Consider the following 25,102-nt stretch of genomic DNA (forward strand, 5'->3'; position numbering starts at 1 on the left):
ACGGGGGCGGGCCCCGGGTGTCGGTGGCGTACCGGACAATGGGACGCATGAGCTTGTTCCGGGACGACGGCGTGGTGCTGCGCACGCAGAAGCTGGGCGAGGCCGACCGGATCATCACGATACTGACCCGGGGCCACGGCCGGGTGCGGGCCGTCGCGCGCGGCGTGCGGCGCACCAAGTCGAAGTTCGGGGCCCGCCTCGAACCGTTCTCCCACGTGGACGTGCAGTTCTTCGCGCGCGGCAGCGAGCTGGTCGGGCGCGGGCTGCCGCTGTGCACCCAGAGCGAGACGATCGCCCCGTACGGCGGCGGGATCGTCACCGACTACGGGCGCTACACCGCCGGGACCGCGATGCTGGAGACCGCCGAGCGCTTCACCGACCACGAGGGCGAGCCCGCGGTCCAGCAGTACCTGCTGCTGGTGGGCGGGCTGCGCACGCTGGCCCGGGGCGAGCACGAGCCGCACCTCATCCTGGACGCCTTCCTGCTGCGCTCCCTCGCGGTCAACGGCTACGCCCCCAGCTTCGACGACTGCGCCCGCTGCGGACTGCCGGGACCGAACCGTTTCTTCTCGGTGGCGGCGGGCGGAGTCGTATGCGGCGACTGCCGGGTGCCCGGCAGCGTCGTACCCTCGGCTGAGGCCGTGGCCCTGCTGAGCGCCCTGCTCACCGGCGACTGGGAGACGGCGGACGCGTGCGAGGCGCGTCATGTCAGGGAGGGGAGCGGGCTGGTGTCCGCGTATCTGCACTGGCATCTGGAGCGCGGGCTGCGTTCACTGCGGTACGTAGAGAAGTGACACAGGGAGACTGAGAAGCTCATGGCAGTACGCGGGATGCTCGGCGGCCGTAACCGGCGCGACTACAAGACCCCGGAGCCGCACCCGTCCGGTGCCGTGCCCCCGAAGATCCCCGGTGAGCTGGTGCCCAAGCACGTCGCCATCGTGATGGACGGCAACGGCCGCTGGGCGAAGGAGCGCGGCCTGCCGCGCACCGAGGGGCACAAGGTCGGCGAGGGCGTCGTCATGGACGTGCTCAAGGGCTGCATCGAGATGGGCGTCAAGAACCTTTCGCTGTACGCCTTCTCGACGGAGAACTGGAAGCGGTCCCCGGAGGAGGTGAAGTTCCTGATGAACTTCAACCGGGACGTAATCCGCCGCCGCCGTGACGAGATGGACGAGCTCGGCATCCGCATCCGCTGGGTGGGCCGCATGCCCAAGCTGTGGAAGTCCGTCGTGCAGGAGCTCCAGGTCGCCCAGGAGCAGACCAAGGACAACGACAGGATGACGCTGTACTTCTGCGTCAACTACGGCGGCCGGGCCGAGATCGCGGACGCCGCGCAGCGGATCGCGCAGGACGTCGCCGCCGGGCGGCTCGACCCGTCGAAGGTCAACGAGAAGACGTTCGCGAAGTACATCTACTACCCGGACATGCCGGACGTGGACCTGTTCGTGCGGCCCAGCGGCGAGCAGCGCACCTCGAACTACCTGATCTGGCAGAGCGCGTACGCGGAGATGGTCTTCCAGGACGTGCTGTGGCCGGACTTCGACCGCCGCGACCTGTGGCGCGCCTGTCTGGAATTCGCCCAGCGCGACCGCCGGTTCGGCGGCGCCGAGGAGGTCGCGGCCTCGGGGAGCTGAGAAAGACCGGGCCGGCAGGGGACACCCCTGCCGGCCCGCCCTCAGCTCTCGCCGCTCGCGCAGTCCGCGCAGGTGCCGAAGACCTCGACCGTGTGCGCCACGTTGACGAAGCCGTGCTGGGTGGCGATGGTCTCCGCCCACTGCTCGACCACGGGCCCCTCGACCTCGACCGCCTTGCCGCACACGCTGCAGACCAGGTGGTGGTGGTGCTCGCCGGTCGAGCAGCGCCGGTAGACGGACTCGCCCTCCGTGGTGCGCAGGACGTCCACCTCGCCGGCGTCGGCGAGGGACTGGAGGGTGCGGTAGACGGTCGTCAGGCCGACCGAGTCCCCCCGGTGCTTGAGGACGTCGTGCAGCTCCTGGGCGCTGCGGAACTCGTCCACCTCGTCGAGCGCCGCCGCGACGGCTGCCCGCTGCCGGGTCGAGCGGCCGCGTACCGGAGCCGCGTTCGTCCCACTGATCGGCGCCGTCGCCACAGGAGCCTCCTCGTGTCGCCCGTACATCTGTCGGGCCATTGTGCCAGCCCGCCCCTTCCGGGGGATCAGACTCGGACGTCGTCCGCCGCCGGGCGGGCCGCCGGTACTTCCAGGGTGCACCGCTCCGCCTCGGTCTCGCCGCGCCGGGCGCGGACGCGGGCGAGCGGGGCGGCGAGCAGGGTCAGGACCACGAAGACCCCGATGGCCAGCAGCACGATCGTCGCACCGGGCGGGACGTCCTGGTAGTACGAGGTGATGGTGCCGGACAGGGTGACGCCGACGCCGATGACGACGGAGAGCACGAACGTCACCTTGAAGGACCGGGTGATCTGCTGCGCGGCCGCGACCGGGACCACCATCAGGGCGCTGACCAGCAGCAGCCCCACGACCCGCATCGCGACCGTGACGGTCACGGCGGCGGTGACCGCGACGAGCAGGTTCAGCATCCGCACCGGCAGACCGGTCACCCGGGCGAACTCCTCGTCCTGGCTGACGGCGAACAGCTGCCGCCGCAGCCCCACCGTCACCAGCAGCACGAACGCGGCGAGCAGCGAGATCGCGGTGATGTCCTCGGAGGAGACCGTGGCCAGCGAGCCGAACAGGTACGAGGTCAGGTTGGCGTTCGAGCCGGTGTCGGAGAGGTTGATCAGCAGGACGCCGCCCGCCATGCCGCCGTAGAAGAGCATGGCCAGCGCGATGTCGCCCCGGGTGCGGCCGTACCAGCGGATCAGCTCCATGACGACCGCGCCCGCGACGGCGACGGCGGTGGCCATCCAGACCGGGCTGGTGGAGAGCAGGAAGCCGAGGCCGACGCCGGTCATCGCGATGTGGCCGATGCCGTCGCCCATCAGGGCCTGCCGGCGCTGCACGAGGTAGATGCCGACGGCGGGCGCGATGACGCCGACCAGCACGGCGGCGAGCAGAGCCCGCTGCATGAAGGGAGGGTCGAGGAATTCCATGGTCAGCTCAGCAGTCCCGTCCGGACGGGCTCGGAAGCCGCGTGGGGGTGTACGTGGTCGTGGCCGGGCAGCGCGTGCTGTCCGACGGCCTTCGGGGGCGGCCCGTCGTGCAGCACACAGCCGTCGCGCAGGACGACCGCCCGGTCGATCAGGGGCTCCAGCGGGCCCAGCTCGTGCAGGACGAGGAGCACGGTGGTGCCGGCGGCGACCTGCTCGCGCAGGGTGGCGGCCAGGATCTCCTGGCTGGCCAGGTCCACGCCCGCCATCGGCTCGTCCATGATCAGGAGCTCCGGTTCGGCGGCGAGCGCGCGGGCGATGAGCACGCGCTGGTGCTGGCCGCCGGAGAGGGCGTTCACCGAGTCCTTCGCGCGGTCGGCGAGGCCGACGAGCTCGATGGCGCGGTCGACGGCGGCGCGGTCCGCCTTGCGGGGGAGGCCGAGACGGGTGCGGGAGAGCCGCCCGGCGGAGACGACCTCGCGGATCGTGGCGGGCACGCCGCCGGCCGCCGTGGTGCGCTGCGGTACGTAGCCGACCCGGGCCCAGTCGCGGAAACGGCGCAACGGGGTGCCGAAGAGCTCGACGGTGCCGCCGGTCAGGGGGACCTGGCCGATGACGGAGCGGACGGCGGTGGACTTGCCGGAGCCGTTGGCGCCGAGCAGGGCGACGACCTCGCCCCGGCGCACGGTCAGGTCGACGCCGCGCAGCACGGGGCGCGCGCCCAGGACGGCGGTGGCGTCGCGTACGGCGATCACGGGTTCGGGGGTGGGGTGCTGGGGCTCGGGCATGAGCGCCTCCGGTGCTGCTGCGCGGTTCGGGCCGACGGGTGCGGTGGGATCGCCGGGTGCGGTGGGGTCGTCGCTCACTTCGCGCCGAGTGCCGTGCGCAGGGCGGCGAGGTTGGACTTCATGACCTCGATGTAGTCATCGCCCTTGGAGCTGTCGGTGATTCCCTCCAGCGGGTCCAGGACGCCGGTCTTCAGGCCGGTGTCGCGGGCGACGGTCTTCGCGGTCCGGTCACTGGCCAGCGTCTCGAAGAAGACGGTGGTGACCTTCTTCTCCTCGGCGATGGAGTGCAGGGCACTGATGCGGGCGGGGCTGGGCTCGGCCTCGGGGTCGATGCCGGCGATGCCCTCCTGGACGAGGCCGTAGCGCTCGGCGAGGTAGCCGAAGGCGGAGTGCGTGGTGATGAACGTCTTCGTCCCGGTGTTCTTCAGTCCGGTCCGGTACGCGGTGTCGAGCGCGCCCAGCTCCTTGACCAGGGCGTCGGTGTTCTTGCGGTAGTCCGCCGCGTGGTCCGGGTCGGTCTTCTCCAGGGACGTGCCGACGCCCTTGGCGACCTCGGTGTACTTCACCGGGTCCAGCCAGATGTGCGGGTCGGCGCCGGCCTCGTCGCCCTCGTGCTCGTGGCCGTGCTCCTCGCCGCCGGTCTCGGTGCCGTGGTCCTCCAGCGTGGTCAGCGTCGCGGCGTCGAGGGTGTGGGAGGCGCCGGACTGCTTGATCGCCTCGTCGACGGCGGGCTGGAGGCCCTTGAGGTAGAGGATGAAGTCCGCGTCGCTGAGCCTGCCGGTCTGCCGGGGGCTCAGCTCCAGGTCGTGGGGTTCCACCCCGGGCTCGGTGAGCGTGGTGACCGAGACGTGGTCGCCGCCTATGCGCTCGGCCAGGAACTGCATCGGATAGAAGGACGCCACCACGTCCAGCCGGCCGTCGCTCTTGTGGTCGGAGGTGCCGGACGACGAGCAGGCGGTGACGGCGGTGAGGCCGAGCGCGACCGCGCCGGTGACGGCGGCGGCCGGTATGAGGCGGCGTATGTTCATGACACTCATTTTCAACAAAAGTGGAAACGATTGTCAACAAGCGGGGTTCGCGGCCGGGACCGATACCGATTTGATCGAAGGGGAGTGGCCGCCGGTAATCTGGGCCATTCGCCCGCCCGTTCCGTCGTAATGAAGAGAGCACCGTGGCCGCCGACAAGATCGACACCATCGTCAGCCTGAGCAAGCGCCGTGGCTTCGTCTACCCCTGCAGCGAGATCTACGGTGGTCAGAAGGCCGCCTGGGACTACGGGCCGCTGGGCGTCGAGCTCAAGGAGAACCTGAAGCGTCAGTGGTGGCGCTACATGGTCACCTCCCGCGAGGACGTCGTCGGCATCGACTCGTCGGTCATCCTGGCTCCCGAGGTCTGGGTGGCCTCCGGCCACGTCGCCACGTTCTCGGACCCGCTGACCGAGTGCACCTCCTGCCACAAGCGCTACCGCGCGGACCACCTGGAGGAGGCGTACGAGGAGAAGCACGGCAAGGCGCCCGCGGGCGGCCTCGCCGACCTCAACTGCCCCAACTGCGGCAACAAGGGCACCTTCACCGAGCCCAAGCAGTTCTCCGGCCTGCTCTCCACGCACCTCGGCCCGACCCAGGACTCCGGCTCGGTCGCCTATCTGCGCCCCGAGACCGCCCAGGGCATCTTCACCAACTTCTCCCAGGTGCTGACCACCGCGCGCAGGAAGCCCCCGTTCGGCATCGCGCAGATGGGCAAGTCCTTCCGCAACGAGATCACTCCGGGCAACTTCATCTTCCGCACGCGCGAGTTCGAGCAGATGGAAATGGAGTTCTTCGTCAAGCCGGGCGAGGACGAGCAGTGGCAGGAGTACTGGATGGAGCAGCGCTGGAACTGGTACACCGGCCTCGGCATGCGCGAGGAGAACATGCGGTGGTTCGAGCACCCGCAGGAGAAGCTCTCCCACTACTCCAAGCGCACCGCTGACATCGAGTACCGCTTCCGCTTCGGCGGCAGCGAGTGGGGCGAGCTGGAGGGCGTCGCCAACCGCACCGACTACGACCTCACCGCCCACTCCAAGGCGTCGGGCACGGACCTCTCCTTCTTCGACCAGGAGAAGAGCGAGCGCTACACCCCGTTCGTCATCGAGCCCGCGGCCGGTGTCGGCCGCGCGATGCTGGCCTTCCTCCTCGACGCGTACAGCGAGGACGAGGCGCCGAACGCCAAGGGTGTCATGGAGAAGCGCGCCGTGATGCGCCTCGACCCGCGCCTGGCGCCGGTCAAGGTCGCGGTCCTCCCGCTCTCCCGCAACCCGCAGCTCTCGCCGAAGGCCAAGGGCCTCGCCGCCGACCTCCGGCAGAACTGGAACATCGAGTTCGACGACGCCGGCGCCATCGGCCGCCGCTACCGCCGCCAGGACGAGATCGGTACGCCGTTCTGCGTCACCGTCGACTTCGACACCCTGGACGACAACGCGGTCACCGTCCGCGAGCGCGACACGATGAAGCAGGAGCGCGTCTCCCTGGACCAGATCCAGGGCTACCTCGCCTCCCGCCTGCTCGGCTGCTGACGCCCGCACCGACCGGGGCCCCCGCTTCCGCGCCCGCCGCGGAACCGGGGGCCCCGTGCGTCCGGGGGACCGGAGGCGGAAAACCGGGTGAGGCGGACGCCCGCTGTGGGTACCGTCATGCGCATGTATTCGTTCTTCCAGATCTACGAGTGAGAGCGCGGCGGGCCCGACCACCCGCCGCCCCCCGGATCGATCCGAGGTCGCGAGAGACCTCACCGAGACCACACATTGGGAGAACCCCATGGCCAAGAGCCGCAACAACCTCCTCGGCGTCGGCGGACAGCGCAAGAAGCTGTCCCGCGCCGAGGCGCAGGGGGCCGGCCCCGCCCGCGAGGCCGACCGCAGGACGGCCGCCGACCAGAAGCAGGAGCTGCTCCGCAAGATGCGGGAGCGGGCCACCGGCACCGAGCAGCCCGACACGGCGGACGCCGAAGCCGAGGCGCAGGCCCCGGAGCCGGAGGCCCCGGCGCAGAGCTGACGGGCGCGGGGGCGCCCGGGGCGCCTCACCCTCGCCCCGGCCGGCCCGGAATGCCGCGCACACCTCAGGCCCCGGCGGGCCGACCCCACAGGGGTCCGCCCGCCGGGGCCGTCGCGTACGGGGCCGTCGCGTACGGGGGTCCGTCGTGCACGGGGTCGCCGGGCGCGGGCCGTCGCGTACGGGGCCGCCCCGCCCGAAGCACCGCGTTCGAAGGGCGCCCCTCACCCCACCGCGCGCGGCAGCCGCAGGCTCAGCGCGGTCGTCAGGGCCACCGCCGCCAGCTGGACGAGCAGCGTCACGATCAGGGCGTCCCGCATCCCCGACCCCGGCACCAGGGCCAGGAACAGCGAACCGAGCGTCGCCACCCCCAGCGTCAGCGTCGCCTGCTGGGTCGTCGTCATCACACCGCCGCCCACCCCGGCCCGCTCCGGCGGGACGTCCGACAGGATGATGCGGAAGATGACGGGCAGCTGGAGGCCCTGGCCGAAACCGGCGACCGCCATGCCCGGCAGCAGGCCCGCCATGCCCAGGTCCGGCCAGCCCCGCCACACGGTGAGCGCGAGCACCGCCACGCCCACCGCCTGGATCAGCCCGCCGGCCGTCACGACCCGGCTGCCGTAGCGCCGCACCAGCCGGGGACCGGCCAGCGAGGCGACGAAGAAGGCCGCCGCCATCGGGGCCATCGACAGGCCGGACCGCGCCGGGCCCAGCTCCAGGCCCTGCTGGAGCGCGACCGCGATGACGAACATGAAGCCGCCGAAGCCCACCGAGAACGGCACCACGAGGGCCAGCCCGCGCCGCAGCGACTCCAGGCGCAGCAGGCTCGGCGGCACCAGCGGGATCAGCCCGCGCCGGTCCGCCCGCCGCTCCACCCGGTAGAACGCCGCCGCCGCGAACGGGAACAGCGCGAGGGACACCCAGGTCCACAGCGGCCAGCCCGCCGCCCGTCCTTCGGTGAGCGGGGCCAGCAGCGTCAGCAGCGACACCGCGAGCAGCAGCGTGCCCGGTACGTCGACGGGCGCGGGCCGGGCCGCCCGCGTCTCCGGGACCGCGCGTGCGGCCAGTACCAGTCCGATCGCCGCGACGGGCACGTTGACCAGGAACACCGACCGCCAGCCCGCGCTCTCGCCGAACACCGAGGAGAGCGGCGCGGCGGCGACCAGCGCCCCGCCCAGGATCTGGCCCGCGACCATGGAGAGCCCGGCCGTCGCCCCGTACAGGCTCATCGCCCGGGCCCTGCGGTGGCCGGAGGTGGCCGCCTGGATGGTGGCGAGGACCTGCGGCAGCATCAGCGCGGCCGAGGCGCCCTGGGCCACCCGCGCCCCGACCAGGGTCCAGGCGGTCGGGGCGAGCCCGCAGGCCAGCGAGGTGAGCCCGAAGGCCGCGATGCCGGTCAGGAAGAGCCGGCGCCGGCCGGCCATGTCACCGAGCCGCCCGCCGAGGACGAGCAGCACGGCGTAGGCGAGCCCGTAGCCCGCGACGACCAGTTCCAGCAGGGCCGGGCCCGCCGCCAGGTCGTGGTCGATGGTGGGCAGGGCCACGTTGACGATGAAGAAGTCGATGAGGGGGAGGGCCGCGCCCAGCAGCACGGTGAACAGCCCCAGCGCGCCGAGCACCGGGGCGGGATGGTCGTGCCGCACCACCGGGGAGGTGGTGGCGCTTGCCGTTGTCGTCCGTACAGAGGATTCACTCACGCCACCGACGATCGCTCGCCCCACAGCCTGGTACCAGAGTGTCCTTATCCTGGTACAAGTACCACCAGGAACAGACCGTCCCCGGCCGGCGTCCGGCCCGCACCCTGGAGGAATGACGACGATGGCGATGCCCGTGGCGCGGACGGCCGCCCCCGGCGACAGCGAGCCCGACATCCGGCGGCACGAGCTCGCGAACTTCCTGCGCAGCCGCCGCGAACGGATCACCCCCGAGCAGGTCGGCCTCGTCCGGGGCCGCCGGCGGCGCACGCCGGGACTCCGCCGCGAGGAGGTCGCGCAGCTCTCCGCAGTCGGCGTCACCTGGTACACCTGGCTCGAACAGGCCCGGGACATCCAGGTCTCGCCCCAGGTCCTCGACGCCCTCGCCCGCGCCCTGCTCCTCGACCGCAGCGAGCGCAGCCACCTCTTCTCGCTCGCCGCTGCCATCGACCCGGCCCCCGGCACGGACTGCCCGCACCTCACCCCGGCGCTGCGGACCATGCTGCGGCAGCTGGAGCCGATCCCCGCCTGCGTGCAGAACAGCCGGTACGACATCCTCGCCCACAACCGCACCTACGGGCGGCTGCTCTGCGACCTGGAGGCGGTCGCGCCCGAGGACCGCAACGTCATGCTGCTCGCCCACACCAACGAGCAGTGGCGCTCCTCCGTCATGGACACCGCCGAGGTGACCCGCTACATCACCGCCAAGTTCCGTGCGGCGATGGCGGAACACCTCGCCGAGCCGGCCTGGAAGGAGCTGCTGGGGCGCCTGGAGGCGGCCTCGGAGGAGTTCCGCGAGAACTGGGCCCGGCACGAGGTCGTCGGGGCCGGCAGCCGGGCCAAGGTCTTCCGCAACGCCTGGGTGGGGCTGCTCCGGGTGGAGGCCACCGACCTCTGGCTCGGCCCCTCGGCCGGACCGCGCCTGGTCAGCTACGCGCCCCGCGACGACGAGACGTACGAGCGGCTGGCGCGCCTTCAGGAACTGGTGCGCGCCGCCGAGGACTGAGCGGCCGGCACGGTGGCATCGGCCGCCGGTTCCGCCAGCCGGTCCGCCGTCCGGCGGGCGGTGGACCGGGCCCAGCGGCCGCTGCTCAGGGCGCCGATCAGCAGGACGGCGAGCCCGCAGCCGGTGACGATCCACCAGCCGGGCCGGCTCGCCGCCACGAAGCCGTCCGACCCGCCCGGGTCCGCCATGCCCGCCGCCAGGACCGCGCCGATCACGGCGACCCCGAGGGTCTGCCCGATCTGCCGGCTGGTGGAGGCGACGGCGGCCGCCACGCCCGCCTGGGAGCGGGGCATGCCGGAGACGGCGGTGTTGGTGATGGGCGCGTTCACCGAGCCGAAGCCCAGGCCGAACAGCGCGTACGCGGCGAACATCGAGACCGTCCCGGTCTCCGCGTCGAACGCCGCCAGCATCAGCCCGCTCACCGCCATCGCACCGCCCGCGATCAGCAGCGGAACGCGCGGCCCGCGACTGGCCACGAGCCGCCCGGACAGCGGCGAGAGCAGGCACACCACGGCCGCCATGGGCAGCGTGTAGAGACCGGCGTCCAGCGCGCTCAGGCCCCGGACGTCCTGGAGGTAGAGCGTGTTGAGGAAGAGGAAGCCGCCGAGCGCAGCGAAGGCGCTGACCGCGATGACCGTGGCACCGCTGAACGGAACGCTGTGGAAGAACCGCAGGTCGATCAGCGGATCGGCGCGCCGGGGCTCGTACACCAGCAGCCCCGCCAGGGCCGCCGCCGCGAGCCCCGCGAAGAGCAGGATCCCGGCGGAGGTCCAGCCCTTCTGCGGGGCCTCGATGATCGCGTACGTCAGCGAGCCCAGCAGCGTGATCACCAGGAGCTGGCCCAGCGGGTCCGGGCGGCGGGCCCGGTGGGCGCGCGACTCGGGGACGTAACGCCAGGTCAGCAATAGGGCGGCGAGGCCCACCGGGAGGTTGACCAAGAAGATCGACCGCCAGCCGACCGAGTCGACGAGCCCGCCGCCGACCACCGGTCCCGCCGCCATCGAGATGCCGACGACCCCGCCCCAGACCCCGATCGCACGGGCGCGCTCGCGGGGGTCGGTGAAGGTGTTGGTGATGATGGACATGGCGACCGGGTTGAGCATCGAGCCGCCCACGGCCTGCACCATCCGGAAGGCGATCAGCGCCTCCAGGTTCGGCGCCAGCGAGCAGAGCGCCGAACCCAGGGTGAACAGCACCAGCCCGGCCATGAAGACCTTGCGCCGGCCGATCCGGTCGGCGGTGGAACCGGCGAGCATCAGCAGGGACGCGAGGACGAGCGTGTACGCGTCGATCGTCCACTGCATCCCCGCGACGCTCGCGTCCAGCTCCCGGCGCATGGCGGGCAGGGCGACATTCAGGGCGGTGGTGTCGAGGCTGACGATCAGCAGGCTCATGCAGCAGATCGCCAGCACCAGCATCCGCCGTCGGTGGCTGAGCTCAGGCATTTATTGATAGTACGACTAACTAACGACTTCCGCTGCCAGCACCTTCGCCACGTCCCGGACCAGAGGGTGGTCGCCCGCCGCGTCGGAGGCGCCCGCCGGCTTCGTCGTCAGCACCGCCAGGACCACCGGCGCGCCCTCCGCCGTCCACGCGACGCCCACGTCGTTGCACGAGGCGTACGAGCCGCCGCCCGTCTTGTCGGCGACCGTCCACTCCGGCGGCAGCCCGGCCCGGAACCGCGTACCGCTCGTCCGGCAGTTCAGCAGCCAGTGGGTCAGCAGCTCGCGGTCCCGGGGCGCCAGCGCGTCCCCCAGGACGAGCCGGGCGTAGTCACGGGCGAGCGCGGACGGGGTCGTGGTGTCCGTGACCCGGCCCGGCTCGGCGGAATTCAGGTCGGGCTCCCAGCGGTCCAGCCGGGTCAGGCGGTCGCCCAGCGAGCGGGCGAAGCGGGTCACCGTACGCGGGCCGCCCAGTTCGCGCAGCAGCAGGTTCGCCGCGGTGTTGTCGCTGTCCCCGATGGCGGCGTCGCAGAGCCGGGCCACGCTCAGCCCGCTCGCGATGGACTCCGGGGTGTCGGTGACCGGCGAATCGGAGACGCAGTCCGCCTTCGTGTAGTGGATCACCTTCTCCAGGACCTCGCCGTCCCGGTCCAGATCCCGCAGGACGGCCGCCACGGCGAGCGTCTTGAACGTGGACAGCATCGGGAAGCGCTCGCCGGCACGGTGCCGCACCGCGACCCCGGTCGCCACGTTGTAGGCGAACGCACCGACGCGGGCGCCGTGCGTCCGCTCCAGCTCGCGCAGCCGGGCCGTCGTGGAGCCGGCCGCCGCGCGGGCGGGCCCCGCGCCGAGGAGCAGCGCGCCGGCGGCACCGGCGCCACCGAGCGCGAGCAGTCCGCGACGGCTGGGGGAGCCGAGAGTCAAGCGGGACATGGGCGTGGTCATGATTCATGTCTCCTTGGTTCGCCAAAAACCTTTACCGGCCCGTCGCCGGAATCCCCACGCTACGGCGGGGGTCGGACAACGCCCCCCTCTTTCCCGTCGTCCGGCGGGGCGCCACCGCCCTCGGAGCAGTCTCCGGGGTACGGGACAATGGGGCCATGACCACGCTCGCCCCCTCGCCCTCGCTGCTCCGCATCGGCCCGCACACCGTGCAGCCGCCGGTGGTCCTCGCGCCCATGGCCGGCATCACCAACGCCCCCTTCCGCACGCTGTGCCGGGAGTTCTCGGGCGGCAAGGGCCTTTTCGTCAGCGAGATGATCACGACGAGGGCCCTGGTCGAGCGCAACGAGAAGACCATGCAGCTCATCCACTTCGACGCGAGCGAGACCCCGCGCTCGATCCAGCTGTACGGAGTGGACCCGGACACCGTCGGCAAGGCGGTCAGCATGATCGTCGACGAGGACCTGGCCGACCACATCGACCTCAACTTCGGCTGCCCGGTCCCCAAGGTGACCCGCAAGGGCGGCGGCTCGGCGCTCCCGTACAAGCGGCCGCTGCTGCGCGCGATCCTGCACGAGGCGGTTTCCCGGGCCGGGGACCTGCCCGTCACGATCAAGATGCGCAAGGGCATCGACGACGACCACCTGACCTACCTCGACGCCGGCCGGATCGCCGTCGAGGAGGGCGTCACGGCGGTCGCCCTGCACGGCAGGACCACCGCCCAGCACTACGGCGGCACCGCCGACTGGGACGCCATCGCCCGGCTCAAGGAGCACGTCCCGGAGATCCCGGTGCTCGGCAACGGCGACATCTGGTGCGCGGACGACGCCCTGCGCATGATGCGCGAGACCGGTTGCGACGGCGTGGTCGTGGGGCGCGGCTGCCTGGGCCGCCCCTGGCTCTTCGGCGACCTGGTCAGCGCGTTCGAGGGCACGGAGACCCGGCAGGCGCCGACGCTGCGCACCGTCGCCGACGTCATGCTGCGGCACGCGACGCTGCTGGGGGAGTGGATCGGCGACGAGGCGCGGGGCGTGATCGACTTCCGCAAGCACGTGGCCTGGTACCTCAAGGGCTTCGCGGTGGGCTCCGAGATGCGCAAGAAGCTGGCGATCACCTCCTCGCTGGAGGAGCTGGGCTCCCAGCTCCAGGAGCTGGACCTCGACCAGCCCTGGCCGGACGGTGCCGACGGCCCGCGCGGCCGCACCTCGGGCAACAACCGGGTGGCCCTCCCGGACGGCTGGCTGAAGGACCCGTACGACTGCGCGGGCGTCGGCGCCGAGGCGGAACTGGACACCTCGGGAGGCTGAGGAAGCGATCGACGAGTGGGGGCACTGGGTGCCCCCACTCGTCGTTTTCGCTCATCTGAGCGGCACCACTATCGAGTGATTCTCGCCACCTTGAGAGAAGTGGCGCTCGAATGAGCGCAAATTTCGGGGCTGCACTTCTCAAAGGGTGGCACTGAGTGCCAGGTGTTCGTACTTTGATCGATCGATGCGTCGATCACTTTCAGCCACCGAATCGCGGGTTGCGGTGAGCGCTGCGTCATCCTGCGTACGACTCCTGAACACGCCGTTCCGGAGGGCTTTCGGGCGGCCGACTTTCGATCTGCTGGCGGACGGGTGGTTACGGCCGTACGACGCGCAAGTGGACGTACCCAGGCACCTTCGATCTGGGTATGTTCCTCGCCGTCAGGGCAGCCACCGCGTCTTCGAGGAGTCGAGACCGTGTCGGAAAACAAAGATGTGCAGAAGTTCGTCTACGACTTCACCGAAGGCAACAAGGATCTGAAGGACCTCCTCGGCGGGAAGGGGGCCAACCTCGCCGAGATGACCAACCTCGGGCTCCCCGTCCCGCCCGGTTTCACCATCACCACCGAGGCGTGCAAGGTCTACCTGGACAGCGGTGAGGAGCCGGCCGCCCTCCGCGATGAGGTGAGTGCGCACCTCGACGCCCTGGAGACGCGGATGGGCAAGAAGCTGGGTCAGGCCGACGACCCGCTGCTGGTCTCCGTTCGCTCCGGCGCCAAGTTCTCGATGCCCGGGATGATGGACACCGTCCTCAACATCGGCCTCTCCGACGCCTCCGTGGTGGGCCTCGCCGCCCAGGCCGGGGACGAGCGGTTCGCGTGGGACTCCTACCGCCGGCTGATCCAGATGTTCGGCAAGACCGTGCTCGGGGTGGACGGCGACCTCTTCGAGGAGGCGCTGGAGGCCGCCAAGGAGGCCAAGGGCGTCAAGGTCGACGTGGACCTCGACGCGGGCGACCTGAAGAAGCTGGTCAAGGAGTTCAAGAAGATCGTCGCCCGGGACGCCGGCCGCGACTTCCCGCAGGACGCGCGCGAGCAGATGGACCTGGCCATAAAGGCGGTCTTCGACTCGTGGAACACCGACCGGGCCAAGCTCTACCGCCGACAGGAGCGCATCCCCGGCGACCTCGGCACCGCCGTCAACGTCTGCTCGATGGTCTTCGGCAACCTCGGCCCCGACTCCGGCACGGGCGTCGCCTTCACCCGTGACCCGGCCAGCGGCCACCAGGGCGTCTACGGGGACTACCTCCAGAACGCGCAGGGCGAGGACGTCGTCGCGGGCATCCGCAACACCGTGCCGCTCGCCGAGCTGGAGGCGATCGACAAGCAGTCGTACGACCAGCTGCTGAAGATCATGGAGACGCTGGAGACCCACTACAAGGACCTCTGCGACATCGAGTTCACCATCGAGCGCGGCCACCTGTGGATGCTCCAGACCCGGGTCGGCAAGCGCACCGCCGGTGCCGCCTTCCGGATCGCCACCCAGCTGGTGGACCAGGGGCTCATCGACGAGGCCGAGGCCCTTCAGCGGGTCAACGGCGCCCAGCTCGCCCAGCTGATGTTCCCGCGCTTCGACGACACCGCGAAGACCCAGCGGCTCGGCCGGGGCATCGCCGCCTCGCCCGGCGCGGCGGTCGGCAAGGCGGTCTTCGACTCGTACACCGCCGTCAAGTGGTCCCGGTCCGGCGAGAAGGTCATCCTGATCCGCCGCGAGACCAACCCGGACGACCTGGACGGCATGATCGCCGCCGAGGGCATCCTCACCTCGCGCGGCGGGAAGACCTCGCACGCCGCCGTCGTCGCCCGGGGCATGGGCAAGACCTGCGTCTGCGGTGCCGAGGAGATCGAGGTCGACACCAAGCGCCGGCGCCTGACGGTCGGCGACATCGTCGTGGAGGAGGGCGACGTCGTCTCCGTCGACGGCTCCACCGGCAAGGTGTACCTCGGCGAGGTCCCCGTCGTGCCGTCCCCGGTGGTCGAGTACTTCGAGGGCCGGATGCACGCGGGCGCCGACGACGCCGACGAACTGGTCGCCGCCGTGCACCGGATCATGGCGTACGCGGACCGGGTGCGCCGGCTGCGGGTGCGGGCCAACGCGGACAGCGCGGAGGACGCCCTGCGCGCCCGCCGCTTCGGCGCCCAGGGCATCGGGCTGTGCCGCACCGAGCACATGTTCCTCGGTGAGCGCCGCGAGATGGTCGAGAAGCTGATCCTCGCCGACACCGACCAGGAGCGCGAGACGGCCCTCGAGCAGCTGCTCCCGCTCCAGAAGGCGGACTTCATCGAGCTGTTCGAGGCGATGGACGGACTGCCGGTCACCGTACGGCTGCTGGACCCGCCGCTGCACGAGTTCCTGCCGGACATCACCGAGCTCTCGGTACGCGTGGCCCTCGCCGAGGCCCGCAAGGACGCCAACGAGAACGACCTCAGGCTCCTCCAGGCCGTGCACAAGCTGCACGAGCAGAACCCGATGCTGGGGCTGCGCGGGGTGCGGCTCGGCCTGGTCATCCCCGGCCTGTTCGCCATGCAGGTGCGGGCCATCGCCGAGGCGGCCGCCGCCCGCAAGAACGCCAAGGGCGACCCCCGCGCCGAGATCATGATCCCGCTCGTCGGCACGGTCCAGGAGCTGGAGATCGTCCGCGAGGAGGCGGACCGGGTCATCGCCGAGGTGCAGGCCGCCACCGGCACCGACCTCAAGCTGAAGATCGGCACGATGATCGAGCTGCCGCGCGCCGCGCTGACCGCGGGGCAGATCGCGGAGGCGGCGGAGTTCTTCTCCTTCGGCACCAACGACCTGACCCAGACGGTGTGGGGCTTCTCCCGCGACGACGTGGAGGCGTCGTTCTTCACCGCCTACCTGGAGAAGGGCATCTTCGGGGTGTCGCCGTTCGAGACGATCGACAAGGACGGCGTCGGCTCGCTGGTCAAGAACGCCGTCGCGGCCGGCCGCGCCACCCGCCCCGACCTGAAGCTGGGCATCTGCGGGGAGCACGGCGGCGACCCGGAGTCCGTGCACTTCTTCCACGAGGCCGGTCTCGACTACGTCTCCTGCTCGCCGTTCCGCATTCCGGTGGCGCGCCTGGAGGCAGGCCGGGCGGCGGCCGGGGCGCGGGCCAGCGACAGCCGCTGACGCGGAATTCCGGAGGCGGCGGCACCCTGTGCGGGGGTGCCGCCGCCTTGCCGTACGCGAGCGGGTGCGGCACAACGTTGTCATGTCTCGGTAAATGGGATGAGCGGCGCCCATTGCTTCGTTTAATGCGCAAAGAAATCGAGTTGAACGGACCGGGGTGCGGCCCGTGGATCCCCATCCACGGGCCGCACCCGGCTTACCCCCATCGAGTGCGGAGCCGCACCATTGCCAACCGCCGCCGAACGAGCAAAACCCCCCACGGCCTTCACTCGCTCTTCCGGTGGCTCCGGAATCGCACCCGACGCCGTACAGCTTTTCGTCCGGCGGCCGGTCCGGGCGAGGCGTTTCACCTCTGGCCGAAACCCCGTGGTGACGTGCTGTTACGATTCGCATACTCTTGCGAGGGGGAATTGCAGGTGCAAGGGGTGGGAGTTCGGTGCTGCGTATCCATGTCTCCGGATGGGACCTTTCCCGGGTGCGGATGGCCTCCGGGCCGGACGCGCTGTGGGAGACCATTCTCAGCTTTCACCGGCTGAGGGACCGGAGGGCTTCCGCGCTCTTCGGGAAATGGCGCACCGAAACCCGCCCACGGTTGAGCGGTGAAGTGCGTCTGCTGTCCGCGGTGATCCCGCAGCGCGGCTATTTCCCCGACTTCCTGACGCCTTCTCAGGAAGACTCCGACCCGCTCGGGCTCGATGCCGGAACGGAAGCCGTGCGCGCCACTCCGCCCGACCGCCTGCGCGCCGAGATCGGCCTCCTGGGGGACCCCGGCGCCCGGCACGCCGCCCGCCTGGAGCCCCTGCGCGAGGGCGGCGCCGAGCCCCTGGCCCGCCTCGTCGGCGCCTTACGGGACTACCACAGCGCCGCCGTCGGGCCGTACTGGCCGCACATCCGCTCCGCCGTCGAGGCCGACCGGGCGATCCGGGGCCGCGCCCTCCTGGACGGCGGCACCGACGAACTGCTCGCCTCCCTGCCCCCGGTCATCCGGTGGCGGGCGCCCGTCCTGGAGGCGGACTACCCCGTGGACCGCGACCTCCACCTGGACGGGCGCGGGCTGCTCCTCCAGCCGTCCTACTTCTGCCGGGGCACCCCCGTCGTCCTGCGCGACCCCCTGCTCCCGCCGGTCCTCGTCTACCCCGTGGCCCACCCGGCCGCCCCCGCCTTCGCCGACCCGGGCCCCTCGCTCGGCCGGCTCCTCGGGCAGACCCGCTCCACGGTCCTGCGGGCCATCGGCGACGGCTGCACCACCAGCGAACTGGCCCGGCGCGCCGGGGTCTCCCTCGCCTCGGCCAGCCAGCACGCCTGCGTCCTGCGCGAGGCGGGGCTCGTCCACACCCTGCGGCACGGCAGCTCCGTCCAGCACACCCTGACCCCGCTGGGCGGCTCGCTGCTGAGGGGCGGGGCGCCGGTCGCGGTTTCGTGAAGGGCCTGACACGGAAAGGAACCGGGGCCGCGCCGATGAGTTCCGGGCACCCCCCGCGTCTACCTGTCGAGAAGTGCGCGAAAGACACGAGAGAGCGAGACGGACATGCCCCAGATGATCTTCGTGAACCTGCCGGTCAAGGACCTGGAGACGTCGAAGGACTTCTTCGCGAAGCTGGGCTACTCCTTCAACCCGCAGTTCAGCGACGAGCGCACCGCCTGCCTCGTCATCAGCGACACGATCTTCGCCATGCTCCTTGAGGAGGAGCGCTTCAAGGACTTCACCAAGAAGGACATCGCCGACGCCGCCGCGTCCACCGAGGTGATCCTCGCGCTCAGCGCCGACAGCCGCGAGAAGGTGGACGAGCTGGCCGACGCCGCCCTCGCCAACGGCGGATCGCCCGCCAACGAGCCGCAGGACCTCGGCTTCATGTACGGCCGCTCCTTCCAGGACCCGGACCACCACATGTGGGAGGTCATCTGGATGGACCCGTCCGCCGTCGAGGAACAGGGCTGAGCTACAGCCCCGCGTACGTCACCCCGGTCAGCTGCTCCGAGGCCACCCACAGGCGCTCGCCCGCCACGTCGTCGCGCGTCCAGCCCGCCCGCCAGGACGGTCCGGGCGCGCCGCGCCAGCCCAGCACCCGGGGGCCGGTGAACGCGTCGGGGCGCACGCCCGGTGCGGTGGCCGCGTACAGCGTGGGCAGGGCGCCGGCCGACGCCGGCTGGGCGACGAGGCGGTTGGCGAGGCCCATGACCCGCTCCGCCCCCCTGCGGTTCTCCATCCGGGCGGCGGCCGCCTGGAGGTTGGTCGAGGCGTAGCCGGGATGCGCGGCGGCGGCGACCACTGCGCTGCCGGCCGCCGCGAGCCGCCGGGCCAGCTCGTGGACGAAGAGCAGGTTCGCGGTCTTCGAGCGGCCGTAGGCGGTCCAGCGGCGGTAGTTCCGCTCGCTGTTGAGGTCGCCCATGTCGATGTTGCCCAGGGCGTGCAGCCCGCTGGACACGGTCACCACCCGGGCGCCCCCGGTGGCCAGCAGCTTCGGCAGCAGCAGCCCGGTGAGCGCGAAGTGCCCGAGGTGGTTGACGCCGAACTGGGTCTCGAAGCCGTCGGCGGTCCGCCCGTACGGAAGGGCCATCACCCCGGCGTTGTTGATCAGCAGGTCGAGCCGGTCCGCCCGGAAGTCCCCGGCGAACGCGCGCACGGAGGACAGGTCGGCCAGATCGAGCGGGGCGAACTCGACGTCCGCACCGCGCACCGCGTACCGGATGCGGGCCGCCGCCTCCTCGCCGCGCCGCTCGTCGCGGCAGGCGAGCAGCACCCTGGCCCCGCAACGCGCCAGCTCGCGGGCGGTGATGAGCCCGATGCCGCTGTTGGCCCCCGTCACCACGGCCGTGCGGCCGCTCTGCTCGGGTATGTCGCGCGCGCTCCAGCCCTGGGTCATGGATCAAGCGTACGACCGGGGGCGCGGACGGCCGGAAGCACCCGTTCGGGGGTACTTCCGGCCGCAGGGCGTGCCCTGGCGCGTCAGTCCGCGCGTACCTCGAAGACCGGTACGGAGACCTCGTCGTCGTCCAGGCAGGCGCCCGTCGCCAGGTCGAAGCGCTGCTTGAGCAGGGGCGACGCGACGAAGGGCTGCCCGCCGTCCGAGCCGATCAGGCCGCGCGAGAGGACATAGGCCCCGGTGAACGGGTCGCGGTTGTCGATGGCGTACGTGCGCCCCGCCCGGTCCAGGAAGAGCGCGACCTGCCGGCCGTCCGGGAGGAGGGCGGCGACCCCGCGGCCCGGGGTCAGCAGGGAGCGGTCGCACACCGTGAGCCAGCCGTCCCCGGCGGCGAGCCGGACGGTCCGGGTGTCCTGCGCGGTCTCCAGCGTCTGCGTGGTCATCAGGAGGCGGTCCCTTCAAGAGTGCGGATGGCGAGAACCGGGCCTGCGAGGATGTCCAGGTCGGGCTTGACCTGGTCGCGTTCCGGGACGAACTTCACCGACGGGTCGGGCGCGTCGGGCGCGTTGACGAAGGTGACGAACCGGCGCAGCCGCTCGGGGTCGTTGATGGTCTCGGCCCACTCGTCGCGGTAGCCGCGGACGTGGTCGGCCATCAGCCGCTCCAGCTCCTCGCAGAGCCCCAGCTTGTCGTGCACGACGACGTCCCGGACGTGTTCCAGGCCGCCCTCGATGCGCTCCAGCCAGGCCGAGGTGCGCTCCAGCCGGTCCGCGGTGCGGATGTAGAACATCAGGAACCGGTCGATCAGCCGGACCAGTTCGGCGTCGGACAGGTCCTGGGCGAGCAGGTCGGCGTGGCGCGGGGTGGCGCCGCCGTTGCCGCCCACGTACAGGTTCCAGCCGCCGGCCGTGGCGATGATCCCGAAGTCCTTGCCCCGGGCCTCCGCGCACTCCCGGGCGCACCCCGAGACCGCCGACTTCAGCTTGTGCGGGGCGCGCAGGCCCCGGTAGCGCAGCTCCAGGTCGATCGCCATCTTCACGGAGTCCTGCACGCCGTAGCGGCACCAGGTCTGCCCCACACAGGACTTGACCGTGCGCAGCGACTTCCCGTACGCGTGCCCGGACTCGAAGCCGGCGTCGACGAGCCGGGTCCAGATCAGCGGCAGCTGGTCGACGCGGGCGCCGAAGAGGTCGATGCGCTGTCCGCCGGTGATCTTGGTGTAGAGCCCGAAGTCGCGGGCCACCTCGCCGATCACGATCAGCTTCTCCGGGGTGATCTCGCCGCCGGGTATGCGCGGCACGATCGAGTACGAGCCGTTGCGCTGGAGGTTGGCCAGGAAGTGGTCGTTGGTGTCCTGGAGGGCCGCCTGCTCCCCGTCCAGGACGTAACCGCTGGCGCCCACCGTCGGGGCGAGCGAGGCGATGACCGAGCCGACCGTCGGCTTGCAGACCTCGCAGCCGTCGCCGCCCCGTGCCTCCTCCCGCCCGTGGGAGTCGAGGAGGTCCGCGTACGAGGTGATGCGCAGGGTGCGCACGATCTCGTACAGCTCGCTGCGGGTGTACGCGAAGCAGCCGCACAGGCCCGCGTCCGCGCTCTGCGGGAGCAGCTGGCCGATCACCTTGACGCAACTGCCGCAGCCGGTGCCCGCCTTGGTGCACTTCTTCACCTCGGGCAGCGTGGTGTGCTCGCAGATCGCGCCCTTGGTGACGTTGTGGCAGGAGCAGATCACCGCCTCGTCGGGCAGTGCGGACGGGCCGAGCGCCACCGGGCCGCCCGCCCCGGCCGGGAGCACCAACTGCTCGGGGGCGACCGGCAGCACGCTCCCGGTCATCGGGCGCAGCGTGCCGTACTGGTCGGCGTCGCCGACGAGGACCCCGCCCAGCAGCGTGCCGTCCGCCGCCATCACCAGCTTCTTGTAGACGCCGGAGCGGGCGTCCGCGTACACCACGTCGAGGCAGCCCTCGGTGGTGCCGTGCGCGTCGCCGAACGAGGCCACGTCCACGCCGAGCAGCTTCAGCTTGGTCGACAGGTCGGCGCCGGTGAACGCGGCCTCCTTCCCGGCGATCACCTCGGCGGCCGTCAGCGCCATCTCGTAACCCGGCGCCACCAGCCCGTACACCCGGCCGTCCGAGGCGAGCGCGCATTCGCCGACGGCGAAGACCGCCGGGTCGGAGGTCCGGCACTCCTCGTCCACGATGATCCCGCCGCGCGGTCCGACGGCGAGCCCGCACTCCCGGGCCAGCTGGTCGCGGGGGCGCACCCCGGCCGAGAACACCACCAGGTCCGTGGCCAGCGCGGAGCCGTCGGAGAGCGCCATCCCGGTCACCGCGCCGTCCTCACCCGCGATCACCTCCTGCGTACCGACCCCGGTGTGGACGGTCAGGCCCATGTCCTCGATGGTGCGCAGCAGCGCGGCGCCGCCGCCCTCGTCCACCTGGACGGGCATCAGCCGGGGCGCGAACTCCACCACGTGCGTGTCCAGGCCGAGGCCCTTCAGCGCGCCGGCCGCTTCGAGGCCGAGCAGCCCGCCGCCGACCACCGCGCCGGTCGTCGCGTTCTTCGCGTACTCCTCGATGGCGAGCAGGTCCTCGATCGTCCGGTAGACGAAGCAGCCGGTGCTGTCCTTGCCGGGGACCGGCGGCACGAACGGATAGGACCCGGTCGCCAGCACCAGCGTGTCGTACGCGAAGACCTCCCCGGACCGCGCGGTGACCGTACGGGCCGAGCGGTCCACGGCCACCGCCGGGTCCCCGAGCCGCAGCTCGAAGCCGTGCCGCTCCATGAAGCCGTCCTCGACCATCGACAGTTCGTCCGGGGTCTTCCCCGCGAAGTACGAGGTCAGCTGGACCCGGTCGTAGGCGGCGCGGGGCTCCTCGCACAGGACGACGACCCGGGCGGTCCCGGCGGCGCCGGTCAGTCCGCGCTCGGCCAGGGCCTCCAGGAAGCGCTGGCCGACCATCCCGTGCCCGACGACCACGAGCGTCGGCACGGCGGCGGGGCCTGAGGTGGGGGCGGTCGGGGGAGTGGACACCGGCATCTCGGGGCCTCCGTCGTCGGTGAGCAGATTCGGCAGGGCCACAGGCGCCGGGCCTGTGTGCTCATGACCGGAAGCGTGTCGCGGCGGTGTTACCCGGCCGGTTCCCCGCTGTTTCCCGGGAGGAACCTTGCGCTCAGCACCCGCCGGCAAGGTCTGTGAGGCGGCCAGCGGGGGCCGGAAAAGGGGCCGTGTCCTGCGGAAACCTCAGAGTTGGCTCAACTTTCCCGGTGCGGCCCCGGGACGGTTGGACTGTGCACGCGTCCGCTCCATAGGGTCGTGCTCATGCCGGACATCACCCTGACCACCCTTGTCGTGCTGTGCCTCGCCGCCGCCGCGGCGGGCTGGGTCGACGCGGTGGTCGGCGGCGGCGGGCTGCTCCTGCTGCCCGCGCTGCTGCTCGGTCTGCCGCACCTCCCGGCCGCGCAGATCCTCGGCACCAACAAGGCGGTCGCCATCGTCGGGACCTCGGGCGCCGCCGTCACCTACGCGCGCAAGGCGCCCGTGAAGGTGGGCACGGCGGTCCGGATCGGGCTCGCGGCCCTGGCCGGGTCGATGACCGGCGCCTTCTTCGCCGCCGGGATCAGCAGCGAGGTGCTGCGCCCGGTGATCATGGTGGTGCTGCTCGCCGTCGCCGCGTTCGTGATGCTGCGGCCCCAGTTCGGCCGGGCCGCCGGGGACGGTGTCCCGCCGCTGGTCACCCGGGCCCGCAGGATCACCGCGATCGTCCTGGTGGGCGGTGGGATCGGCCTGTACGACGGGCTGTTCGGACCCGGTACGGGGACCTTCCTGGTGCTCGCCCTGACCGCCGTGCTCCACCTCGACCTGGTGACCGCGTCGGCCACCGCGAAGATCGTCAACGTCTGCACCAACGCCGGGGCGCTCGCGATGTTCGCCCACCAGGGCAACGTGCTGTGGCAGCTGGCGGCGCTGATGGCGGTGTTCAACCTGGCGGGCGGGCTGCTGGGCGCGCGGATGGCGCTGCGCAAGGGCAGCGAGTTCGTGCGCGGGGTGCTGCTGGTGGTGGTGTTCTCGCTGGTGGCGAAGCTCGGGTTCGACCAGTGGCAGGGCTGAGCCGGGGCGCTCGGGCGGTCGGCGCCGGACGTCAGCGCACACCCGTGAGGTGGGCGTACGCCACCACGTTGCCCCGGTAGCCCGTCGCCTCGGAGTACCCGCCGCCGCAGGTGATCAGCCGCAGCGAGGCGTGCTCGGAGGCGCCGTAGACCCGCTGGTCGGGGAAGTCGTCGCTCTCGTAGACCTCGATCGCGTCGAGCGTGAAGACGGCGGTACGGCCGTCCTGCCGGTCCACCTCGACGGTGCTGCCCTTCTTCAGTGAGCCCAGGTCGTAGAAGACGGACGGTCCCTCCGCGTTGTCGACGTGGCCGGCGACGATCGCGGTGCCCTTGGCTCCCGGCGGCGTGCCGTCCTTGTACCAGCCGACGATGTCCGTGTTCCCCGCCGGAGGTACGTCCAGGCTGCCGTCGGCCCCGAGGCCGAGCCGCATCATCGGCGCGTCGACCCGGATGGCGGGAATCCGGATGCGTACGGGCGCGGAGGGGCGCAGCGGCTCGGCGACCGGGGAGCCGGGCAGCAGGGCGGGCCCGGCGGCGAACGCCTGGGCGGCGGCCGGGCCCGGCGGGGTGAGGCGGGTGCCCGCGCCGTTCTGGATCAGCCAGACACCGGCCAGCGCCACGACGACGAGCAGCCAGCCCTTGGCCTTCTGGGACACGGTCGTCCTCCGGGGTGCGGAAGAAGGGGAAACGGTCCCGTCCCGGTGGCGCGGGGCCACCGGGACGGACACCGGGCGGTACGGAGGGGTGGATGCCTCCGTCAGCCGGCGTCCCGCGTGCCGCTCGCCCGGCGACGCAGGAGCCAGGCTCCGCCGACGGCGGCAGCGGCGAGTACGCCGGCTCCCGCCGCGATCTGGGTGGTGTCCGGGCCGACGCTGCCGCCGACTCCGGTCTTCACGTGCCCCGAGGGGGCGGTGGGCGCGGCCGAGGTGCGGTGCCCGGAGGGCGTCTCGCGGCCGGCCCCGGTCTCGTCACGCCCGGACCCGTTCGGGCGCTCGGTGGGGGCGGGGCGCTCGGTGGACGTGGTGCGGCCGGCCTCGGCGGGGGCATCCGGGACGAGGGCGGAACCGGCGGCTTCGGCGTCGAGACCGTCGAGACCGTCCAAGCCCTCCGTGTCCTCGTCGCTGCCCAGGCCGTTCAGGTCGGAGAAGTCGTACGCGGGCGAGTCGGCGGTACCGGCGGTCTCGGCGGGGTCCTCGGTGCCCGCCGCCCGGTCCCCGGCCTTCACCTCGATCTCGCCGGTGGCCTTCTTGCCGTTCGCGCAGTCCACGCCGATGCCGTACGACCCGGGCGCGACGCCGCCCGGCACCCGGAAGGAGCCGGCCAGGGCCTCTTCGAGGGAGGCGGGCGCCAGCGGGAACTCCGGGGCGTCCAGCGCGCTCGCGTCGCCTGTGGCGGCGCTGTCGCCGCCGCAGGCGGTGGTGTCCACGGTCACCGTGGACCCCGGCGCGGCGCTGGCGGGGGTGATCCGCAGGGGTGCCGGCTCGTCCCCGTACGCGGACGGGGCGGCGGCGCTGAGGCCGAGCGCGGCGGCGGCCAGGGCCGCGGCGGCGGTGCCGGTCACGAGTCGGGCAGGACGGCGCATGGGGGTTTCCTCCGCAGGGGGCGCTGGGCGGGTCTGTCCTGGCTCCGAGCCAACAGCGGGACCGGCCTCCATGCCTGCTGACACCGAGTCAGCTCTCACCCGTCCGGCCCGGCTCGGCCTCCTTGCCAACCGGTGTCGTCGCAGGT

General features: G+C 72.1%; 22 protein-coding genes. 10 read left to right on the forward strand and 12 right to left on the reverse strand.

What is annotated here, in order from left to right; all coding sequences use genetic code 11:
- Window positions 1–47: 47 nt before the first annotated feature.
- A complete protein-coding gene (gene recO, locus ABZ565_RS00330) occupies window positions 48–794 on the forward strand; it encodes a DNA repair protein RecO (protein WP_073965270.1) in 747 nt (248 codons plus the stop codon).
- Between the two features lie 21 nt (window positions 795–815).
- A complete protein-coding gene (locus tag ABZ565_RS00335; protein WP_073965271.1) occupies window positions 816–1,634 on the forward strand; it encodes an isoprenyl transferase in 819 nt (272 codons plus the stop codon).
- 41 nt (window positions 1,635–1,675) lie between these two features.
- On the opposite strand, the gene ABZ565_RS00340 is transcribed toward ABZ565_RS00335, so the two are convergent.
- The 4 genes from ABZ565_RS00340 to ABZ565_RS00355 all read right to left on the reverse strand — a co-directional run bounded on the left by ABZ565_RS00340 (window position 1,676) and on the right by ABZ565_RS00355 (window position 4,882).
- Complete coding sequence (locus ABZ565_RS00340) at window positions 1,676–2,110, reverse strand: transcriptional repressor (protein ID WP_361018412.1); 435 nt, start codon at window positions 2,108–2,110, stop codon at window positions 1,676–1,678.
- Between the two features lie 65 nt (window positions 2,111–2,175).
- Window positions 2,176–3,069, reverse strand: a complete 894-nt coding sequence (locus ABZ565_RS00345) for a metal ABC transporter permease (RefSeq protein WP_361018415.1) — start codon at window positions 3,067–3,069, stop codon at window positions 2,176–2,178.
- 2 nt (window positions 3,070–3,071) lie between these two features.
- Window positions 3,072–3,854, reverse strand: coding sequence for a metal ABC transporter ATP-binding protein (locus ABZ565_RS00350; RefSeq protein WP_361019243.1), 783 nt, complete (start codon window positions 3,852–3,854; stop codon window positions 3,072–3,074).
- A gap of 74 nt (window positions 3,855–3,928) precedes the next feature.
- Entirely contained in the window at window positions 3,929–4,882 is a 954-nt protein-coding gene (locus ABZ565_RS00355; RefSeq protein ID WP_361018418.1) for a metal ABC transporter substrate-binding protein, read from the reverse strand.
- A gap of 143 nt (window positions 4,883–5,025) precedes the next feature.
- Here ABZ565_RS00355 and ABZ565_RS00360 point away from each other — a divergent pair, with 143 nt between their 5' ends.
- Window positions 5,026–6,408: a glycine--tRNA ligase gene (locus tag ABZ565_RS00360; RefSeq protein ID WP_361018420.1), complete on the forward strand. Its 1,383-nt coding sequence runs from the start codon at window positions 5,026–5,028 to the stop codon at window positions 6,406–6,408.
- Window positions 6,409–6,649: 241 nt separating this feature from the next.
- Entirely contained in the window at window positions 6,650–6,886 is a 237-nt protein-coding gene (locus ABZ565_RS00365; protein ID WP_361018423.1) for a DUF6243 family protein, read from the forward strand.
- A 221-nt stretch (window positions 6,887–7,107) separates the two neighbouring features.
- On the opposite strand, the gene ABZ565_RS00370 is transcribed toward ABZ565_RS00365, so the two are convergent.
- Window positions 7,108–8,580, reverse strand: coding sequence for an MFS transporter (locus ABZ565_RS00370; RefSeq protein ID WP_361018426.1), 1,473 nt, complete (start codon window positions 8,578–8,580; stop codon window positions 7,108–7,110).
- Between the two features lie 121 nt (window positions 8,581–8,701).
- Between ABZ565_RS00370 and ABZ565_RS00375 the strand changes: the two genes are divergently transcribed.
- Entirely contained in the window at window positions 8,702–9,583 is an 882-nt protein-coding gene (locus tag ABZ565_RS00375) for a helix-turn-helix domain-containing protein (protein ID WP_361019246.1), read from the forward strand.
- On the opposite strand, the gene ABZ565_RS00380 is transcribed toward ABZ565_RS00375, so the two are convergent.
- Entirely contained in the window at window positions 9,553–11,028 is a 1,476-nt protein-coding gene (locus ABZ565_RS00380) for an MFS transporter (RefSeq protein WP_361018429.1), read from the reverse strand. The genes ABZ565_RS00375 and ABZ565_RS00380 overlap by 31 nt on opposite strands.
- A 15-nt stretch (window positions 11,029–11,043) precedes the next feature.
- Window positions 11,044–11,970, reverse strand: coding sequence for a class A beta-lactamase (gene bla, locus ABZ565_RS00385; RefSeq protein ID WP_361018432.1), 927 nt, complete (start codon window positions 11,968–11,970; stop codon window positions 11,044–11,046).
- Window positions 11,971–12,125: 155 nt separating this feature from the next.
- Between bla and dusB the strand changes: the two genes are divergently transcribed.
- The 4 genes from dusB (at window position 12,126) to ABZ565_RS00405 (ending at window position 18,342) form a co-directional block, all read left to right on the forward strand.
- Window positions 12,126–13,274, forward strand: a complete 1,149-nt coding sequence (gene dusB, locus ABZ565_RS00390; protein WP_361018434.1) for a tRNA dihydrouridine synthase DusB — start codon at window positions 12,126–12,128, stop codon at window positions 13,272–13,274.
- 417 nt (window positions 13,275–13,691) lie between these two features.
- The gene (gene ppdK / locus ABZ565_RS00395) at window positions 13,692–16,403 is read left to right on the forward strand and encodes a pyruvate, phosphate dikinase (RefSeq protein ID WP_361018437.1); all 2,712 of its coding nucleotides are present in this window, start codon (window positions 13,692–13,694) and stop codon (window positions 16,401–16,403) included.
- A 436-nt stretch (window positions 16,404–16,839) separates the two neighbouring features.
- Window positions 16,840–17,826, forward strand: coding sequence for a helix-turn-helix domain-containing protein (locus tag ABZ565_RS00400; protein WP_361018440.1), 987 nt, complete (start codon window positions 16,840–16,842; stop codon window positions 17,824–17,826).
- 105 nt (window positions 17,827–17,931) lie between these two features.
- The gene (locus ABZ565_RS00405; protein ID WP_361018443.1) at window positions 17,932–18,342 is read left to right on the forward strand and encodes a VOC family protein; all 411 of its coding nucleotides are present in this window, start codon (window positions 17,932–17,934) and stop codon (window positions 18,340–18,342) included.
- A gap of 1 nt (window position 18,343) precedes the next feature.
- Here ABZ565_RS00405 and ABZ565_RS00410 read toward each other — a convergent pair whose 3' ends face one another.
- The 3 genes from ABZ565_RS00410 to nirB all read right to left on the reverse strand — a co-directional run bounded on the left by ABZ565_RS00410 (window position 18,344) and on the right by nirB (window position 22,304).
- The gene (locus tag ABZ565_RS00410) at window positions 18,344–19,267 is read right to left on the reverse strand and encodes an oxidoreductase (RefSeq protein WP_361018446.1); all 924 of its coding nucleotides are present in this window, start codon (window positions 19,265–19,267) and stop codon (window positions 18,344–18,346) included.
- Window positions 19,268–19,350: 83 nt separating this feature from the next.
- Window positions 19,351–19,710, reverse strand: coding sequence for a nitrite reductase small subunit NirD (gene nirD / locus ABZ565_RS00415; protein ID WP_328900087.1), 360 nt, complete (start codon window positions 19,708–19,710; stop codon window positions 19,351–19,353).
- Window positions 19,710–22,304, reverse strand: a complete 2,595-nt coding sequence (gene nirB / locus ABZ565_RS00420) for a nitrite reductase large subunit NirB (RefSeq protein ID WP_361019249.1) — start codon at window positions 22,302–22,304, stop codon at window positions 19,710–19,712. Before nirB ends, nirD begins: the two co-directional genes overlap by 1 nt.
- A gap of 282 nt (window positions 22,305–22,586) precedes the next feature.
- Here nirB and ABZ565_RS00425 point away from each other — a divergent pair, with 282 nt between their 5' ends.
- Complete coding sequence (locus ABZ565_RS00425; RefSeq protein WP_361018449.1) at window positions 22,587–23,375, forward strand: TSUP family transporter; 789 nt, start codon at window positions 22,587–22,589, stop codon at window positions 23,373–23,375.
- Between the two features lie 31 nt (window positions 23,376–23,406).
- Here ABZ565_RS00425 and ABZ565_RS00430 read toward each other — a convergent pair whose 3' ends face one another.
- Together ABZ565_RS00430 and ABZ565_RS00435 are read right to left on the reverse strand one after the other, a co-directional pair.
- Window positions 23,407–24,030, reverse strand: coding sequence for a class F sortase (locus ABZ565_RS00430; protein WP_361018452.1), 624 nt, complete (start codon window positions 24,028–24,030; stop codon window positions 23,407–23,409).
- Between the two features lie 101 nt (window positions 24,031–24,131).
- Window positions 24,132–24,956: a hypothetical protein gene (locus tag ABZ565_RS00435; RefSeq protein WP_361018455.1), complete on the reverse strand. Its 825-nt coding sequence runs from the start codon at window positions 24,954–24,956 to the stop codon at window positions 24,132–24,134.
- Window positions 24,957–25,102: the final 146 nt, after the last annotated feature.

It is taken from the genome of Streptomyces sp. NPDC016469, assembly GCF_040632905.1.
Classification (GTDB): domain Bacteria; phylum Actinomycetota; class Actinomycetes; order Streptomycetales; family Streptomycetaceae; genus Streptomyces.

What these genes read in the sequence shown, in the direction of transcription:
- nirD (WP_328900087.1), bottom strand. Translation starts at nt 19,710, where the DNA reads ATGACCACGCAGACGCTGGAGACCGCGCAGGACACCCGGACCGTCCGG.
- ABZ565_RS00365 (WP_361018423.1), top strand. Translation starts at nt 6,650, where the DNA reads ATGGCCAAGAGCCGCAACAACCTCCTCGGCGTCGGCGGACAGCGCAAG.
- ABZ565_RS00335 (WP_073965271.1), top strand. Translation starts at nt 816, where the DNA reads ATGGCAGTACGCGGGATGCTCGGCGGCCGTAACCGGCGCGACTACAAG.
- ABZ565_RS00355 (WP_361018418.1), bottom strand. Translation starts at nt 4,882, where the DNA reads ATGAACATACGCCGCCTCATACCGGCCGCCGCCGTCACCGGCGCGGTC.
- nirB (WP_361019249.1), bottom strand. Translation starts at nt 22,304, where the DNA reads ATGCCGGTGTCCACTCCCCCGACCGCCCCCACCTCAGGCCCCGCCGCC.
- ABZ565_RS00435 (WP_361018455.1), bottom strand. Translation starts at nt 24,956, where the DNA reads ATGCGCCGTCCTGCCCGACTCGTGACCGGCACCGCCGCCGCGGCCCTG.
- ABZ565_RS00345 (WP_361018415.1), bottom strand. Translation starts at nt 3,069, where the DNA reads ATGGAATTCCTCGACCCTCCCTTCATGCAGCGGGCTCTGCTCGCCGCC.
- dusB (WP_361018434.1), top strand. Translation starts at nt 12,126, where the DNA reads ATGACCACGCTCGCCCCCTCGCCCTCGCTGCTCCGCATCGGCCCGCAC.
- ABZ565_RS00375 (WP_361019246.1), top strand. Translation starts at nt 8,702, where the DNA reads ATGGCGATGCCCGTGGCGCGGACGGCCGCCCCCGGCGACAGCGAGCCC.
- ABZ565_RS00380 (WP_361018429.1), bottom strand. Translation starts at nt 11,028, where the DNA reads ATGCCTGAGCTCAGCCACCGACGGCGGATGCTGGTGCTGGCGATCTGC.
- recO (WP_073965270.1), top strand. Translation starts at nt 48, where the DNA reads ATGAGCTTGTTCCGGGACGACGGCGTGGTGCTGCGCACGCAGAAGCTG.
- ABZ565_RS00405 (WP_361018443.1), top strand. Translation starts at nt 17,932, where the DNA reads ATGCCCCAGATGATCTTCGTGAACCTGCCGGTCAAGGACCTGGAGACG.
- bla (WP_361018432.1), bottom strand. Translation starts at nt 11,970, where the DNA reads ATGACCACGCCCATGTCCCGCTTGACTCTCGGCTCCCCCAGCCGTCGC.
- ABZ565_RS00410 (WP_361018446.1), bottom strand. Translation starts at nt 19,267, where the DNA reads ATGACCCAGGGCTGGAGCGCGCGCGACATACCCGAGCAGAGCGGCCGC.
- ABZ565_RS00425 (WP_361018449.1), top strand. Translation starts at nt 22,587, where the DNA reads ATGCCGGACATCACCCTGACCACCCTTGTCGTGCTGTGCCTCGCCGCC.
- ABZ565_RS00350 (WP_361019243.1), bottom strand. Translation starts at nt 3,854, where the DNA reads ATGCCCGAGCCCCAGCACCCCACCCCCGAACCCGTGATCGCCGTACGC.